This is a genomic window from Brevundimonas sp. MYb52, assembly GCF_002979535.1.
Classification (GTDB): domain Bacteria; phylum Pseudomonadota; class Alphaproteobacteria; order Caulobacterales; family Caulobacteraceae; genus Brevundimonas.
The window spans coordinates 1-16,055 of the sequence record NZ_PCPB01000009.1 but is presented as its reverse complement, the minus strand read 5'-3'; the positions used below and the strand labels follow the sequence as shown (position 1 = coordinate 16,055).

Below are 16,055 nucleotides of genomic sequence, written 5' to 3'. Positions count from 1 at the left end.
GCGCCACCTCCCCATCGCTGCGCGATAGGGAGGAAAGGCTACGCCCCCACGCCCGCCATCCGACGCCGCTCCTCATCCGTCAGGAAGCTCGCCGCATTCAGCCTTGCCCACAAAGCATCCCGCTCGACCTGCAGGGCCGGAACCGCATCCAGATCCGGCTCGATCCGGCAGTCCGCAAACCGCCCGCCCAGCCAGCCCGTCATCGCCCCCGCCGCCTTCCGCACCAGCGGGATCACCGTCCCGCGCCAGAAGGCGGCGTTGGCTTCGCGATAGTTGGCGTAGGTCGCGTCGCCGGGAATCCCCAGCAACTGCGGCGGCACGCCGAACGCCAGGGCGATCTCCCGCGCCGCCGCGTGCTTGCCGGCGATGAAGTCCATGTCGTGCGGCGTCAGGCTCATCGGCTTCCAGTCCAGCCCGCCTTCCAGCAGCAGCGGCCGCCCGGCGTTCCTCGCCCCCGCATGGGCCTCGCCCAGCTCGGCCTTCAGCGCCTCGAACTGCTCACCCGTCAGCCGCTCGCCGTCCTTGGCGCCGTAAACCAGCGCGCCCGACGGCCTGGCCGCATTGTCCAGCAGCGCCTTGTTCCAGGCCCCCGACGCATTGTGCACGTCGATGGCGAAGGCCGCCGCCTCCAGCGGTGAAAAGCCGTAGTGATCATCCGTCGGATGAAACAGCTTCAGATGCATGACCGGCGACCAGCCGTCCCCATGCCGGCCGATCCGCACGGCCTGACCGCCGACCGCATATTCGTAAGCCTCGGGCCACCCCGCGCGGCCCGGAACCACCTTCACCCGGTCGGGCCGCAGCGCCCACAACTCATCAGGAACACCGTCGCCATCGGCGTCGCCCGACGCCTCGACATAGGCGTTGCCCGCCGTCTGCAAGGCGCCGTAGAGCGCCTCCATCAACTCCCCGCCCGACTGCTCGGGATTGGGCTTGGCCAGCAGCCGCGCCAGGGGATGCTCGGTCGTCCGCACCCCGCCGACCATGACCATTAAGGGCGTCGAGGCCGCCGCCTCCGCGATCATCCGCACGCAGCGATAGGCCACGGCGTTCTTCGCAAACCCCTCCTCGGCCAGATGCGCATAGTCCCGCGGCGTCCACCGCGCCCGGCCCGCCCCGGTCAAGGCGATCAACGGCCCCACCCGGCTGTCCTTGGTCTCAGGCGCAGCCATGCGCCGCCGACCAAACGGTCGTCGCCAATCCATGTGGTTCTCCATGTATTTCTCCCTCCCCTTCATGGGGAGGGTGGTCGCGCAGCGACCGGGTGGGGGCGGCCAGGCGGATCAAGCGCCGCGCCTTTCCTCCCCATTCCATGGGGAGGGGGACCGCGTAGCGGTGGAGGGGGCGACGCAAACGTCTCCCGTCGAGCCGCCCCCTCCGTCACGTCGCCTTTCGGCGCCGCGCCACCTCCCCATCGCTCCGCGTCAGGGAGGAAAGTTGTCACAGCGCCCGCAGCCTCGGCTGCGTCTTCCCGGCCAGCAGCAGGTGCGTCAGCGCCCACACCAGGGCGTCCGCGCGGTCCGGGCTCTTGCCCCCCGGCGCCTCGCTCCCCAGCGCCATCATCTCTTCTTCCAGTGCCGGAAAGGCCCCGCAGTGGACCACCCGCCCCTGCTCGTAGAGGGCCGCCACCGGCTCGGCCCGCGCCTTCTTCGAGCGGCTGGCGTGGACCAGCTTGATCTGCACCTCGCAGCCTGCCTGCCCCAGCAGGGTCCGCACCATCTCGCCGCCCTGATTGGCCTCGGCCAGCACCAGGTCGGCGTCGAACTCGGCCGCCGTCTCGGCGACACGCTGCGCCCATCCGGCGGGCGACAGGCCCCGCGCCGAACGGTCCGCCAACACATAGCCGGCCTTGTCCTTTCGCCCCGCGACGACAATCCCACAGGCGTCGCCGTGGGCGCTGGCCGGCGGGTCCACCGCCACCACCACCCGCTCGAACCGCGCCGGCCGGTTGCCCCGCGCCCGCGCCAGATCCTCGGCCCGGAACAGGGCGCCGTCGGCCTCGACGATCAGCCCCTCCATCTCCTGCGCCTCCAGCCGCGTCCCGGCGTAGAGCGTCTTCAGATGCGCCAGGAAGCCCGGCGCCAGATTTTCGGCATTGGCCTGCGTCGCCAGCCGCGCCTTGACCACCCCCGGCTCGGCCAGCAAGCGTCTCAGCGCTGGGATCGGCCGCGGCGTCGTGGTGATCGCCAGCTTGGGGTCCGCCCCCAGCCGCAGCCCGAACCTCAGGTTCGACAGCGTCGTCTCGATATTCCTCCAGGCGCAGAACTCGTCCGCCCAGGCGGCGTGAAACTGCGGCCCGCGCAAACTGTCCGGGTCCTCTGCCGAGAAGGCATAGGCCGCCGACCCGGAGGGCCAGATCAGCCGCCTGCGTCCCGCCTCCCAGCGCGGGCGGTTGTCGAACGGCGCCTGGGCCTTCAGCCCCGACGGTCCCTCGACCATGACCTCGCGCACGTCATGCAGCGCCGGCCCGACCAGGGCGAAGGTCCAGTCCTTCTGCCGCGCCAGTTCGTTCAACCAGAAGCCCCCGGCGAAGGTCTTGCCCGACCCGCGCCCGCCCAGCAGCACCCAGGTCCGCCAGTCGACCTCACGCGGCCAGATCTGTTCGTCGTTCAGCCTCGGCGTCGCCCGGATCGCCGCCCGCAGCGCCCGGATCTTCGCCTCGCGCGGCAGCCCCTCGATCCAGTCCCGCAGTAAGGGACTTGCGCTCGAAGGCTGCGACGAGATGATCGACACGGGCGAAGAATTCGGCCTGGAGCCCAGCCAGTTCGGCGTCGCTGACATCACGATCGTCTTCGCTCATTTCATCCTCTTCGGAAGTCCGGGATTTGCGCGCGGGCCTCAGCGCCGCCACCGCCTTGGCCGTCCGCGCCAGGACCCCGACGGCCCGCGCCCGCTTCTCGGCCTCGGCCACATCGGCCGGCGGCTCGGCCGCTGCGATCACGGCGATCGCCTGATCGGTCAGGGCCTTCAGCCGGTCGAAGACCGCCGCCAGCCACGCCGCCTCATCCGCTTTTCCCGCCATGCCTGAACCATAGCCGACCAGCGTCCCCAGGCTGGCGAACAGCCGCGAGCCCGGACCAATCCCGGAAATTTGCAGGGTTTGCGAAGGCAGACTGCGATAGCCGCCACCACATGGCTTCTCATTTCCTCCCCATTTCATGGGGAGGGGGACCGCGTAGCGGTGGAGGGGGCGGCGCCGCGGTCGGCATTCTGAAGCACGGTACACGGACAAGGCGGCGTCGCCCCCTCCGTCGCATCCGCTGCGCGTCTGCGCCACCTCCCCATAAAATGGGGAGGAATGTCGTCGCCTACCCCGCCAACGCCGCCGGATCGCCGCCGGCCAGCCAGTGGGCCAGGGCCCCGGCCAGCTCCGGGATCTGGATCGGCTTGGCCAGATGTCCGTCCATGCCGGAATCAAGGCAGCGCGCCACCTGGTCCGCCTGGACGTTGGCCGTCAGCGCCAGGATCGGGGTGCGATGCCCGCTCCCCGCCTGCATCCGCCGGATCTCCCGCGTCGCCGCCAGCCCGTCCATGACCGGCATATGCACATCCATCAGCACCAGGTCATAGGCGCCGGTCTGCATGGCCTGCACCGCCTCGGCCCCGTCGCAGACGGTGTCGATCTCCAGCCCCAGCCCGCGCAGGATGGCGCTGACCAGCTCGCGGTTCCCCGGCGCGTCGTCGGCCATCAGGATACGTCCGCCGACCATCCCGCCCGGCGCCGGCATGTCGTCGTCGCCGCTGGCCAGCCGCCCGACCGCCCCGCCCTGGGCCAGGGGCGTCTCGAACCAGAAGGTCGCCCCCTCGCCCGGCTTGCTGTCGACCCCGATCTCGCCGCCCATGATCTCGATCAGGCGCCGCGAGATCGCCAGCCCCAGCCCGGTGCCGCCGTAAAGGCGCGTGGTCGAGGCGTCAGCCTGCGAGAACCGCTGGAACAGGACCTCGATCTTCTCGGCGGGAATGCCGATGCCGGTGTCCGTCACCGCGACCCGCATCCGCCAGCGGCCGTCGCTCTCGGGCCGTCCGCCGACCCGCAGCGTCACGCCGCCTTTTCCGGTGAACTTCACCGCATTGGACAGGAAGTTCAGCATGACCTGACGCAGCCGCCCGGCGTCGCCGGTCAGCACCTCAGGCATGGCCGCGTCGACCACCACCTTGAGATTCAACCCCTTGGCCACGCACTGGCCCTCGACGATGGCCGCCGCCCCATCGACCAGGGCTGCGACCTGGAAGGGCTCGGGGTCCATCTCGATCGCGTTGGCTTCCAGCTTGGAATAGTCGAGGATGTCATTGATCACCCCCAGCAGGGCCTCGGACGCCGTGGCGATGCGCTCGACGTAAGTCCGCTCCTCGTCGGGCAGGGCTTCAGACCCCTGCAACAGGCCCGAGAAGCCGATCACGCTGGTCAGGGGCGTGCGCAGCTCGTGGCTCATGTTGGCCAGGAATTCGCTCTTTACCCGCGCCGCCGCCTCGGCTGTCTCCTTGGCCTCCAGAACCTCGGCCTCCAGGGCCTTGCGCTGGGTCATGTCGCGAATGACCACCACCACGTCGTCGACGTGGCCGTTCTCGTCCCGCAGGGCCTTGAAGGTGCATTCGACCCAGATCACCGAGCCGTTCTTGTGCATGGCGCGGTGTTCCAGCCGCGTCGGCTCGCCGGTCTTCACCGCCTTGCCGATGGCCCCCAGCACCAGATGCCCGTCCTCAGGGTGGACATAGTCGGTCGACTGGCCGCTCATTTCCTCGAAGGTCCAGCCCAGAAGCTGCTGGATCGCCGGCGAGATATACTTGCTCGACCCGTCCATCTTGACGCGGGTGATGACGTCGCCGGTATTCTCGGCCAGCAGGCGATAGCGCCGCTCGTTGGTCTGGGCCGCCCGCAGCAGGCGCTCGCGCTCGGTCACGTCCTGCAGCACGCCGAACAGGGCCACGACCCGGCCCGTGGCGTCCTTCTCGGTCGCGCCCTCGGCGGCGACCACCCGCTCGACGCCGTCCGTCCCGATCAGTCTAAGCTTGAAGCTATAGCCCTCGCCCGTCTTCAACGCCCGTTCGACCAGGTGCTGGATCTCGGCCCGGTCGTCGGCGTGATAGTGGCCGAACACGTCCTCCAGCGAGGGCGTGAACGCCCCCGGCGTCAGGCCGTGGATGCGATAGATCTCGTCCGACCACGTCACCGCGCCCGAGGCGACCTCATAGCGCCAGCGTCCGACCCCGACCATGTCCTCGGCCAGACGCAGCGTCTCCAGACGCGCCTTCTCCTGCCGCACCGCCTCGGCGTGTTCCAGCAGTTGACCGGCCATGCCCGCCAGTTCGCGGATCAGCTTGAACTGCGCCTCCGTGGGGCGGGATCGCGGTTTGACGTCCATCACGCCGATGGCGCCGACCGGCTGGCCGTCCGCCGCGCACACCGTCGACCCGATAAAGAAGCGAACGCCGGGCGCGCCGACCACCATGGGATGGTTGCAGAAGCCGGCATGGCTCAGGGCGTCCTCGACCACCACGACGGCGTCCGGCCCCATGCCCGCCAGCACGTGGCTGACGCTTTGCAGGCGCGGCACGCTGGTCTCGTCCAGACCGACCCCGGACTGGAACACGGCCAGGTCGTCGTCCAGCACCGTGATCATGGCGTGGGGGGCGTCGAACGCCGCGCAGGCGATCGCCGTCAGCCGGTCAAAGGCGTCCCGCCCGACCGCTTCGCCCGATGTCCCCTGCGTAACCACGATCCCCATAATCGCCCCCTACACCCCGCACGACGAATTATTCGTTAGCGTCGCCGCCGCGCTCCAGCATCCACTCCGGCGCCTCGAAATCCAGGGCGTCCTCCTCGGTGGCCAGGGCCGTCTCCGAGATGGTCTGTCGCCGGATCGACACCCCCGCCGTATGCACCGTCTCAGGATCGCCCGAGATCAGCGGGTGCCACCAGGCCAGCCCGCGCCCCTCATGCACCCGACGATAGCCGCACGACGGCGGCAGCCAGCGCAGCCCCCCGATCTTGCCGGGCGTCAGCTTGATGCAGTCCGGCACATGCGCCTGCCGGTTGGCGTAGTCCGAGCAGGTGCACTTGTCCGGGTCGAACAGCTTGCAGTGCACCCGCGTCGGCACGATCTCGCCGGTGTTCTCGTCCTCGAAGCGAATGACGCAGCACAGGCCGCACCCGTCGCACAGGCTCTCCCACTCGGCGGCCGACATCTCCGTCAGCGGTGTTGTTTCCCAGAAGGGACGTTCCATTCAATCCTCCCCTGCGCAGCGGGGGAGGGGGACCATGCATAGCATGGTGGAGGGGGCGGAAATGTGCGTACGCTGAGCCATGAGAGCGCCGCTCCTTACAGAAAAACGCGCCCGGAGTCTGCGTCGTGCGATGACGCCGCCAGAAGCCGCGCTGTGGACGCGTCTGCGTTCACGGCGTGAAGGTCTGCCAAGCTTTCGCCGCCAGCACCCGATCGGCCCCTATATCCTCGACTTCTACTGCGCTCGCCTATGTCTGGCGGTCGAGATCGACGGCCTGATCCATGGAACCGGCTCCAGCCCTGCCCATGACGACCGGCGCGACGCTTGGCTGCGCTCTCAAGGCATTCAAGTCATCCGCTACGCCGCCGCCGACGTGCTGAACGACGCCGACGCAGTGGCCCACTCCATCTGGACCCTCGTCCTGTCCCGCACCCGCTGACCCCTCGATCCTCCCCCGTTCGCGGGGGAGGATCAAAACCTCAGTGCGTCACGCTCTTGGAGAACAGATTGATCACCACCACCCCGCCGACGATCATCACCAGACCGATGATGGCCGGCAGGTCCAGCTTCTGCTTGAACAGGAACAGGCCGATCACCGAAATCAGCACCACCCCCAGCCCGCTCCAGATGGCGTAGGCCAAGCCCACGGGCATCTGCTTCAGCGCAATGGTCAGCAGGTAGAAGGCCAGGCCGTAGCAAACCGCCAGCCCCGCCGTCGGCCAGGGTCGGGTGAACTGCTGCGACTGCTGCAACAGGGTCGTGCCCATGACCTCGAAGCCGATGGCGCCCAACAGGGCCGCCCAGGTGATCGGGTTCATTCGAAAGCCTGGACTTCGGTCAGGATGCTGCCCGGCGTCAGCAGCGACAGCAGGGCGCGGCGCTGTTCAGGCGACACCTCATGGGTGCCGAACAGGTCGCTCATCCACAGGCCATCGGCGATCAGCCGCAGCATCAGGGCGTCGTCCTTGCCCGCCGGATCGACCGGGTCGTCCTCGGCCAGGGTCCGCATCGCCGCCCGCCAGCGCGCGATCAGGCTGGGCTCCACCGCGCAGGCCACCAGGGCCGCCCGGCCGATGCTGACGTCGCGGTCGGTCACCGGATCATTGACCGTCGCCCGCAGATAGGCGCGCGCATTGCGGCCATAGGGGTTGGGGTCGCGCGACGCCTCGGCCAGGACCGCCGCCGTCATCTCCGACGCCAGATGGTCGATCACGCCTTCCAGCAAGGCCAGCTTGGTCGGGAAGTGGTGCAGCAGGGCGCCCTTGCTGAAGGGCAGGCGCGACACCACCGCGTCCAGCTTCAACCCGGTCGCCCCCTCCTCGGCAGCGGCCTCGATAGCCATGTCGATGATCTCGGCGCGGGTGGCTTCCGGCGCGCGGCGGCGAGTCTGAGCGTCCATGCCGCACGCAATACCGTCCAGTTGGTATGTAATCAAGCGATGGCTTGTCGCACCCCCTTCGGTCTATAGGGACGCCCCTCCTTCCCGCTTTATCGGTCGCATCGTCTTCATGGCTGCTCGCCCCCCTCTCGTCGCTCTCAAGGACGTCCGTCTGCAAGACGGCCAGCGCCCCCTGTTCGACGGGGTCGATCTGGCGGTCGAGCCGCGCAGCCGCGCCGCCGTGGTCGGTCGCAACGGGGCCGGCAAGTCGACCCTGATGAAGGTGGTCATGGGTCTGGTCGAGGCCGACAGCGGCGACCGCGCCGTCCAGGCCGGCACCCGCTTCGCCTATGTGGCGCAGGAGCCGGAGATCGCGGGCGACACGCTTCTGGACTACGCCTCTTCCGGCGGCGCCGAGCGCTGGACCGCCGAAAGCTGGCTGACCACCTTCGGCCTCAACCCCGAAAAGCCGGCGCAGAACCTGTCCGGCGGCGAGACCCGCCGCGCCGCCCTGGCCAAGGCGTTTGCCGAAGAGCCCGACGTCCTGCTGCTGGACGAGCCGACCAACCACCTCGACATCCTGGCCATCGAACTGCTGGAGAACGAGCTGGTTCAGGCCCGCTTCGCCGTCCTCGTCGTCAGCCACGACCGCGCCTTCCTGAACAAGGTGACCAACACCGTCCACTGGCTGGACAATCGCCGCGTCCGCACCCTGAACAAGGGCTTCGACGCCTTCGACGACTGGGCCGCCAAGGTTCAGGAAGAAGAGGCCCTGGCCCTCGAAAAGCTGACCAAGACCATCGAGCGCGAGACCGAGACCTTCTACCGCTCCATCACCGCCCGTCGCACCCGTAACGAGGGCCGCGCCCGCAACTTGGCCGCCCTGCGCGCCGAACGCGCCGAGAAGATGAAGGACGTCCCGCGCGACCTCTATCTGGGCGTCGATTCCGGCACGGTCTCGGGCAAGCTGGTGGCCGAGCTGAAGGGCGTGACCAAGGTCTTCGGCGACCGGACCATCTTCAAGGGCCTGACCACCCGCGTCATGCGCGGCGACCGTCTGGCCATCGTCGGCCCCAACGGCGCGGGCAAGACCACCCTGGTCAAGACCCTGCTGGGCGAGCTGACGCCGGACGAGGGCACGGTCCGCCTCGGCGCCAATCTGGAGCCCGTCTATCTGGATCAGTCGCGCGAGGGGCTGAAGTCGGACATGACCCTGTGGGACGCCCTGACGCCCGGCGGCGGCGACAGCATCATCGTGCGCGGCTTCTCCAAGCACGTCGCCGCCTACGCCAAGGACTTCCTGTTCCAGGAAAGCCAGCTGCGCCAGCCGATCTCGACCTTGTCGGGCGGGGAACGCAACCGCCTCCTTCTGGCCCGCGCCCTGGCCAAGCCCGCCAACATGCTGGTCCTCGACGAACCGACCAACGACCTCGACATGGACACCCTCGACAAGCTGGAAGAGCTGCTCGAGGGCTATGACGGCACCCTGATCCTGGTGTCCCACGACCGCGACTTCGTCGACCGCCTGGCCACCTCGACCATCGCCATGAACGGGCGCGGCGACATCGTCGAAACCCCCGGCGGCTGGCAGGACTTCCTGCGCCAGAACCCGACCTTCCTCGCCCCGCCCCCGACCCACGCCGAGAGCGCGCCAGGGGCGCGTCGGGTCGAGAAGGCGGAGCCTTCTGACCGCGCCCCCAAAAAGAATGCGAAGCTCTCGTATAAGGACGCTCGCCGTCTGGAAGAGGTCGAAAAGCTGATGGAGACCCTGCCGGTCGAGATCGCCAGGCAGGACGCCATCCTGGCCGACCAGAGCCTCTACACCCGCGACCCCGCCGCCTTCGACCGCGCCATGAAGGCCGCCGACAAGGCCCGCGCCGACCTCGAAGCCGCCGAACTGGACTGGCTGGAGCTGGAAGAAAAGAAGGCGGCGCTGGCGGGGTGACCCGGGCGCGCGCCTGAACAGACCCAAAACGACAACGGCCCCATCGGGATCACCGACGGGGCCGCTGAACAGATAGGCAGAGCGCCTTAGGCGAAGCGGCGACGCCGCTGGATGTGGAGCGCCGCTCCGCCCGCCAGGATCACCCCGAACAGGATCATGGCCCACTCGGTCATCGTCGGGACCGGGGTGGGGGTGGGCGGCGCCGGACAGTCGGCGCCGTCGCAGTATTCGAAAACGCCGCCGCCCGTCGGGGCGCCTTCCGCGACCACGGCGAAGCGCGAAGTGCCGTCTTGCTGAATACCCAGCAGGAAGCGCACGTCGATGGATGCGCCGGGGGCCAGCGGCGTTCCGGCCGTGACGCTCGGGACCGTCAGCACGCTGTTGAAACCGCCGCCGTTGGGCTGCGAAGGCGGCTGCAACAGCGTCGTGCCCGCCACGGTCGCATTGCTCGTTCCGCTGCCGCAGGGGGTGCGGTCCACCGCAACCACGACATCGGTCGAGGTGCGAGGGCGCAGATCAGCATAGCCGGACGGCGCGGGGAAGGTCGTCAGATCAATGATGCGGAAACGCAGGCTGGTGATCGGCGCGCCCGACGTGTTCGTGAACGTGCGGCGAAGGTCGAGCGTGCCGAAGGTGGAATTGTTGGCGGGATCGGACAGGAACCCGCGCACCGCATTGGGCGCCGCATTGGCGGCGCTGCAGGTGTCCAACAGAGCCGTCGTGAAGGTGCTGCCTCCGCTGGCCGGCGCCGTCCGGTTGGCGGGCCCGGGCGCGCCCAGTCTCTGCCCTGCGCCAGCCGAAGTGCCATTGGTGTCCACGAAGACGAAATCGGCAGCGTTGGCGTCCGTGTCCAGCGGCGCGCCTGCGGAGGTGCAGGCCGTGCTGGCGGTAATGGAGCCGCCCTTGCCGCAGCGATCGCGGACGAAGGCGTAGTCGATGCTGAAGGGCGTCAGCGCCTGATAGCCGACGCCTTCCTTGTAGAGCGTGTTGACTTCGCTGTTGGAGCCGACAGCATCCAGCCGCGTGGCCAGGCTGTAATTGCCGGCATCATTGTCGAACAGCGCAATGCCGGCGTTGTCCGCAATGTCGGTCGTATAGGTCGCGTCGGCGACGGCCGAGGGAATGCCCCCCAAGGAGTAGGCCACGCTGTTGGCGCACAGGAAGGAGCCGCCCGCCGCCAGCACCGTCCCATTGGGAATCGTGCAGCGAGCCACGCCGTCCGAGGCGACGATCGCCCACCCCCCGCCCGACGAGGCGGCGACGGTCATCGGGGCGCCGGTCTGGTTGTGGACGCGGACGTATTCGTCGTTGGCGCCGCTGGGCCCCCGCAGCCGGAATTCCACGATCTGCTGAGCCTGGGCCGCGCCTGCCCCACAGGCGACGATCGCCGCCAAACCCAAAATGCGGACTGCCCCGCCCCCGTTGAATCGCATCGAGCTTCTCGCCTTTGAAGAACATTGATTCGATAATTTACAAAAATATACCTTTGCTATTCGGCGTAAGGCAAAGCTTTTCATCGATCGACGTCGTCTGCCGATCCCAGGGCGCGGACTGACGGCGGCCCGTCCCGGAAATGGAGGCACGAAGCGACTGACGGCGCCGCGCCCCAGACCTTCCAGTCCCAGTTCGGACGCGCCGTCAGCCGCAATCGATCAGCGCAGCACCGCGTTCACGTCCGCCAGAACCACGTCGTGCATCTGGTTCAGATAGGCCTCGTAGTAGCCCCGGTGCGAGCCGCCCACGAGGGTCAGCATCTTCACGCCGGGCTTCATCCCCATGACGTCGCGCATATTGGCGACCATCCGCAGGTTCCGCGTCTCCCAGTTCGCCAGATACATCCGGCCGAAGCCCTCGGGCGACGCGTCCTTCTGGGCGGCGCCGAAGTCGCTCTCATAGGCCCGGCGCATGGCCTCGGGGCTGTTGTAGTAGCGATAGAGGTTCAGCAGGCCGTCGGGCTGCGACAGCCCGGCCTCGAACGGCGCCTCGGCCGCCTTGCGCTCTTCGCTCGCTGGATTGTTCCAGACCTGGCGGATGGCCCGGGCATAGCCCCTGACGTCCGCCGGATAGCGGTCGGCCGAGTGGTCGTCGACGCTCCACACCCGCTCCAGCCCCAGCCGCGCGGCCAGGACGGCGGCGACGGAATCGCTCTCGTTGAGGCTGTCGACCTGGGCGTTCAACTGCGCCGCCAGGGTCGCGTCCAGCCCCTCGCCTTCGCGGCGCTCGGCCGGGGCCAGCCGCAGCCACTGGACCAGGGCCGAGGTCGGCTCGCCCGCCGCCAGGAAGACCGCAGCCAGACGGCGACGCTGTTCAGCCGTGGGCGCCGCTGGCCATTGCGCCAGCAGCCGCTCGGCCTCGGCGTTGGCCGCCGGGACGTCCAGGCCGTTCTGCTGACCGGCATGGCTGACGTCCGGGCAATAGTCGCTGATCGACACGGCGTGGCGCTGCGGATAGCGGCGCATGGCGTCGCACTGCAGGCCCGAGACGTGCTCGATGGCGATCACTTCAGGTTCCCAGGCCGCCAGGCGATCCAGCACCGGCGGCAGCATCTCGGCCTTCACCGCGTCGCCCATCTGGGCCAGGTGGGGCGAGCCCACCACCAGCACCTGATTGAGCGGCCCCGCAGGCGGCCCCTTCAACTGGTCAGGGTGGAAGACGGGGCGATAGGTCTGGGCGGCGGCGGCGGACGCCCCTGCCAGAGCCAAAATCGCGCCCAGAGCCAGAAGACGGGCGGAAGAACGAACAGTCATCACAACAGGCAACCTTGAAGGACAGAACGCGCCGCCAGGGACGGCTCAAGCGCGACCGTTAGACGAAAGGTCGCGCCTCGCCTCGTTAAATCCCGCTCATTTTCGGCGCCCTTCCGCTTTCCTGTGGACGGCCGCAAAACCCTGATCCGCGAGCGCGAATTCCATCCGCCCACGACTATCCACAGGCTTGCCCACAGGGGCTGGGACAGTTCCACACAGCCGCTCCGAATCGGGCGCTTGCCGGATAGCGGATTTCGCGAGACCGTCAACAGGCCAACGGGACACGGCGGCGCAGAAATCCCAAACTCAGCAATGGGTTAGCGGGACTTCAAGCGAACCGACCCGGCTCCCTGACCTAGGGTCCCAAGCCTCCTCGGAGGATGCGGAGACACCGAGGCAGGGCCACAGGCTCCCGATCCTTCAGCGCCTCGGCGCGGGGGTTGCGGAGAACCAGGCCAGGCTCGAAGACGGTGCGTCCCGACGACGCCCCCGACGCGACCAGGAGCCGCCAGGAGACCAGCCGACGCCGCCGGGTTCGCCCGACGTCGCCGCAGCGAAACCGGTTCGGGCGCTTGCGTCCGGACACGGATCTTCGCTTCGGAAAAGGCTAGGCCCGAACCCAGACGGCCAGGTCCAACCCGGACTTGGCGAGGGGACGCGATCAGGGCTTCGGCCCGGGTCTCGTCCCCTCGCTCAATTTCGGGCCCGTCCACAGGGGGCGGCGATGCGACAAGCCGCCTCGCCATCCGTCCCACACCGCCGATAGACAAGGCCGGGCGCGCCGCTCACGCTGACGGCGAATCTGACCGTGGGTCTGGTCATGGATCTGGGGGGATCATCAATGTCCAAACACTTCATCGCCGCGACGACCTTGGCGCTGGCGAGCGCCGGCCTGACCAGTCCGGCCCTGGCCCAGGTTCGGGTCTCGCCGGTCATCGTCTCGCCGGCAGACGCCCCGTCGCCGCTGCTGATCGCCCGCGACGCCGCCGTGCGTTGCGCCGGCCGCCGGGTCGAGCCGATCTACGCCGAGCGCCTGTCGCCGCGCGTCCTGCCCATGTCGTCCGCATTCGACCGCGAGCCCTCCACCCAGACCCTGCGCTTCTCGATCAATGAAGAAGGCCGCCCACGCAGCATCCGTCCGCTCCCCGCCGCGCAGCGCCCCAATCCGACCGAAGACGACCAGGCGACCCTGGCCGCCTATCGCTTCGCTCCCGGCCGGGCCCAGGCCGACTGCACCATGACCATCAGCCTGACGCCCCGCCCGCTGGCCGAGGCCAGCCGAGAACAGTTGGCCTTCGCCTATGCCGTCGATCGCGCGCGGCCTGCCGCCGTGGTCCGCGCCCTGGCGCGTCCGGGCGACGACTGCCGCACCCGTCCGCGCCCCGACGTGGCCGTCTATCCGTCGCCGGACGCGGGCCGCATCCCGCCCGGCGGCCTGGGCTGGAGCGTCACCCGCTGGAACGTCACCCGCGACGGCCGCACCTCGGACGTGGAGACCCTGGCCTCCTCGGGCGATGCGGAACTGGACGCCGAGATCCGCCGCGTCGTCGTCGCCAGCACCTTCCAGCCTGACGCCCCGCGCCGGGGCTGCATCGGCGCCTGGACCCGCCAGGGCGCGACCCTGTCCGACACGCCCGAGCCCGAGCCGACCGGCGACCCGCTGAAGAACTGCCCCGCCGAACTTCGCGCCCGCTTCACCCATGCTCGCCTGACCTATCCGACGGCCTTCCAGCGGCGCGGCATCGAGGGCTGGGCCATTGTCCGCTACGACATCGCCTCCTGGGGCGAACCCGGCGCCATCGAGGTGCTGGAGGCCCAGCCCGCCGCCGCCTTTGGCGAGGCCGCGCGCAACATCGTCCGCGCCGGTCGCGCCACGCCGGGCCATGTCGCCGGCATCCGCTGCACCGACCGCGTCATCTTCCGGCTGCCCCAGGGCGACGAGCAGCCGAATATCGACTGAGGCCCGCGCGACCTTCCCAAATTCGGCCCCGCCCCCTAAACCAAGACGAGATGACTCGCGCCCATCCCTCCCCCGCTGGACCGTCCCGCCGCCGCCTGATCCAGGGCGCCGCCGGCGCAGGCGTCCTTGGCGGCCTTCTGGGCGGTCTGGCCGCCTGCGGCCGCACCGAGGCGCCGGTCGATGAATCGGGCCGGGTGCGTCTGCGCCTCGCAGCGGGCGGCCCCGTCACCGCCGCCCACGGCGGCTTCTATCAGGCCATCGCCACCGGGGCCTATGAGCGGCGCGGCCTCAATGTCGAGATCCTGACCGGCGCCGCCGGGGCCGATGTCCCGGCCCTGCTGGCCGCCAGCGCCGTCGAACTGGCCGTCGGCGCCGACAGCTTCGCGCCCCTGCGGCTGATCGCCGACCGCGCCCCGGTCAAGGCCGTCGCCGCCTTCCTGCAAAAGGACCCCGTAGTCCTGATGGCCCGCCCCGATCAGCCGCTGGAGACCCTGTCGGCCCTGCGCGATCGGCCCATCCTGATGAGCCCCGCCGATCAGGCCGGGTTCTGGAACTGGCTGCGGACCCGTTTTGAACTGACCGCCGATCAGGCCAGGTCCGGTGCGCCGGACGACAACCTCAAGGCCTTCCGCGATGATCCGAAGGCGGTGCTGGTCGGGCGGCTGACGACGGGCGACCCGACCTTGATGGCGCGCGAGGCGGGCTTTACCCCGCGCGTCCTGATCCCCGCCGACGACGGCTACCCCTCCTATGGCGGCCTGGTTCTGGCCCCCAACGCCTTCGCGCGCGATAACGCCAGGGCCCTGCGCGACTTCATCGCCGCCTCGGTCGAGGGCTGGCGCGACTATGTCCACGGCGACGGGACCAAGGGCGACGCCCTGATCAGGCGAGCCAACCCGGATTTGAACCAGCGTCTGCTGAACGCCGTCCGCGACAGCCTGAAGACCGAGGCCGTGGTCGATGGCGGCGATGCGGCCCTCTACGGCCTGGGCGCCATGACCGCCGACCGCTGGCAGGCCTTCGCCGAACAGACGGAGGCCGCCTATGCCTCGGCCCCCGACTGGCGCGAGGCCTTCACCGTCCAGTATCTGCCCGGCCGGGGCTGAGACCGGCGTTAGCAGCGGATTAAGCCGTCACGGCCTAGTCTGGACGCTGAACGCCGTCCCGCAGCAGGAGGCCGTCCGTGCGACGCCCAGCCATCATCGCCGCCCTGACCGCCGGGGCCTGCGCCCTGGGCGCCGCCGCGCCTGCCGCGGCCCAGGCGTCTGCGCCCCAGAACACCTCCCAGAACGCTGCGCCCCGCCCCGTTCCATCCAGCGCCGGCGCCGCCGGTCTGCGCTATCTCAGCTGGCCCGGCCGGTCGTATCGCCCCGCCACGGCGGCCGAGGCGGCGCCTCCCGCCCCTGCGGCGCCCGCCCTGGCTTCAGCGCCGGTCATGGCCGCCAACACCCCGTCTCGGCCGCCGGTCATCCCGCATGGCGGCATGGCCCCGACCTACGCCCCTGCGCCGGAAGCGCCGCAGCGCCAGGGCCTGACGCCCGCCAGCGCCTGGGTCGGGCCACAGGCCCCCGCCTATCAGCCGCGTCCCGTCGCTGCGCCGCAACCCTATCTCGCGCCCCAGCCTCAGCCTGAGTTCCAGCCCGAGGTCCCGCCTCAGCCGGCGCCCGCCCCGGTCGGCGCGCCGTGGAGCCGCGCACGCGCCGCCGCGCCAACGCCCGCCGCGCCCGCCCTGGCCCCTCCTCCGGCTCAGGCTCCGACAGAATACTTCGCCGCCGAAGCCCCCCCGCCGGCGCCGGCTGA

The 16,055-nt window shown here is 69.8% G+C and carries 13 protein-coding genes and 1 pseudogene; 5 read left to right on the top strand and 9 right to left on the bottom strand.

What is annotated here, in order from left to right:
* Positions 1-38 precede the first annotated feature (38 nt).
* The 5 genes from CQ039_RS10805 to CQ039_RS10785 all read right to left on the bottom strand — a co-directional run bounded on the left by CQ039_RS10805 (position 39) and on the right by CQ039_RS10785 (position 6,225).
* Positions 39-1,217, bottom strand: a complete 1,179-nt coding sequence (locus CQ039_RS10805; RefSeq protein ID WP_105564868.1) for a phage portal protein — start codon at positions 1,215-1,217, stop codon at positions 39-41.
* Between the two features lie 223 nt (positions 1,218-1,440).
* A complete protein-coding gene (locus CQ039_RS10800) occupies positions 1,441-2,565 on the bottom strand; it encodes a DNA-packaging protein (RefSeq protein WP_105564867.1) in 1,125 nt (374 codons plus the stop codon).
* Positions 2,566-2,584: 19 nt separating this feature from the next.
* Positions 2,585-3,232 carry a hypothetical protein gene (locus CQ039_RS10795; protein WP_146113544.1) on the bottom strand — a complete coding sequence of 216 codons (648 nt, stop codon included), beginning with the start codon at positions 3,230-3,232 and terminating at the stop codon, positions 2,585-2,587.
* Positions 3,233-3,308: 76 nt separating this feature from the next.
* Complete coding sequence (locus tag CQ039_RS10790) at positions 3,309-5,726, bottom strand: PAS domain-containing protein (RefSeq protein ID WP_105564865.1); 2,418 nt, start codon at positions 5,724-5,726, stop codon at positions 3,309-3,311.
* A 28-nt stretch (positions 5,727-5,754) separates the two neighbouring features.
* Positions 5,755-6,225, bottom strand: a complete 471-nt coding sequence (locus CQ039_RS10785; protein ID WP_105564864.1) for a YcgN family cysteine cluster protein — start codon at positions 6,223-6,225, stop codon at positions 5,755-5,757.
* Between the two features lie 130 nt (positions 6,226-6,355).
* Here CQ039_RS10785 and CQ039_RS10780 point away from each other — a divergent pair, with 130 nt between their 5' ends.
* Positions 6,356-6,664: an endonuclease domain-containing protein gene (locus CQ039_RS10780; protein WP_199183676.1), complete on the top strand. Its 309-nt coding sequence runs from the start codon at positions 6,356-6,358 to the stop codon at positions 6,662-6,664.
* 40 nt (positions 6,665-6,704) lie between these two features.
* Here the strand turns inward: CQ039_RS10780 and CQ039_RS10775 are convergent, their stop codons facing one another.
* On the bottom strand, positions 6,705-7,043 hold the full coding sequence (locus tag CQ039_RS10775) for a multidrug efflux SMR transporter (protein WP_105564862.1): 339 nt from the start codon (positions 7,041-7,043) through the stop codon (positions 6,705-6,707).
* On the bottom strand, positions 7,040-7,624 hold the full coding sequence (locus CQ039_RS10770; RefSeq protein ID WP_105564861.1) for a TetR/AcrR family transcriptional regulator: 585 nt from the start codon (positions 7,622-7,624) through the stop codon (positions 7,040-7,042). The genes CQ039_RS10775 and CQ039_RS10770 overlap by 4 nt, the downstream gene beginning before the upstream one ends.
* A 109-nt stretch (positions 7,625-7,733) precedes the next feature.
* On the opposite strand from CQ039_RS10770, the gene CQ039_RS10765 reads away from it, so the two are divergent.
* Positions 7,734-9,548, top strand: coding sequence for an ABC-F family ATP-binding cassette domain-containing protein (locus CQ039_RS10765; protein ID WP_105564860.1), 1,815 nt, complete (start codon positions 7,734-7,736; stop codon positions 9,546-9,548).
* An 86-nt stretch (positions 9,549-9,634) separates the two neighbouring features.
* Here CQ039_RS10765 and CQ039_RS10760 read toward each other — a convergent pair whose 3' ends face one another.
* Entirely contained in the window at positions 9,635-10,981 is a 1,347-nt protein-coding gene (locus CQ039_RS10760; RefSeq protein ID WP_105564859.1) for an IPTL-CTERM sorting domain-containing protein, read from the bottom strand.
* Between the two features lie 219 nt (positions 10,982-11,200).
* Complete coding sequence (locus CQ039_RS10755; RefSeq protein WP_105564858.1) at positions 11,201-12,295, bottom strand: DUF5694 domain-containing protein; 1,095 nt, start codon at positions 12,293-12,295, stop codon at positions 11,201-11,203.
* Positions 12,296-13,136: 841 nt separating this feature from the next.
* Here CQ039_RS10755 and CQ039_RS10750 point away from each other — a divergent pair.
* The 3 genes and pseudogenes from CQ039_RS10750 to CQ039_RS10740 form a co-directional block, all read left to right on the top strand.
* The gene (locus CQ039_RS10750; protein ID WP_105564857.1) at positions 13,137-14,255 is read left to right on the top strand and encodes an energy transducer TonB; all 1,119 of its coding nucleotides are present in this window, start codon (positions 13,137-13,139) and stop codon (positions 14,253-14,255) included.
* Positions 14,256-14,305: 50 nt separating this feature from the next.
* On the top strand, positions 14,306-15,361 hold the full coding sequence (locus tag CQ039_RS10745; RefSeq protein WP_105564856.1) for an ABC transporter substrate-binding protein: 1,056 nt from the start codon (positions 14,306-14,308) through the stop codon (positions 15,359-15,361).
* Positions 15,362-15,438: 77 nt separating this feature from the next.
* Positions 15,439-16,055: pseudogene (locus CQ039_RS10740) on the top strand (hypothetical protein); the annotation flags it as partial.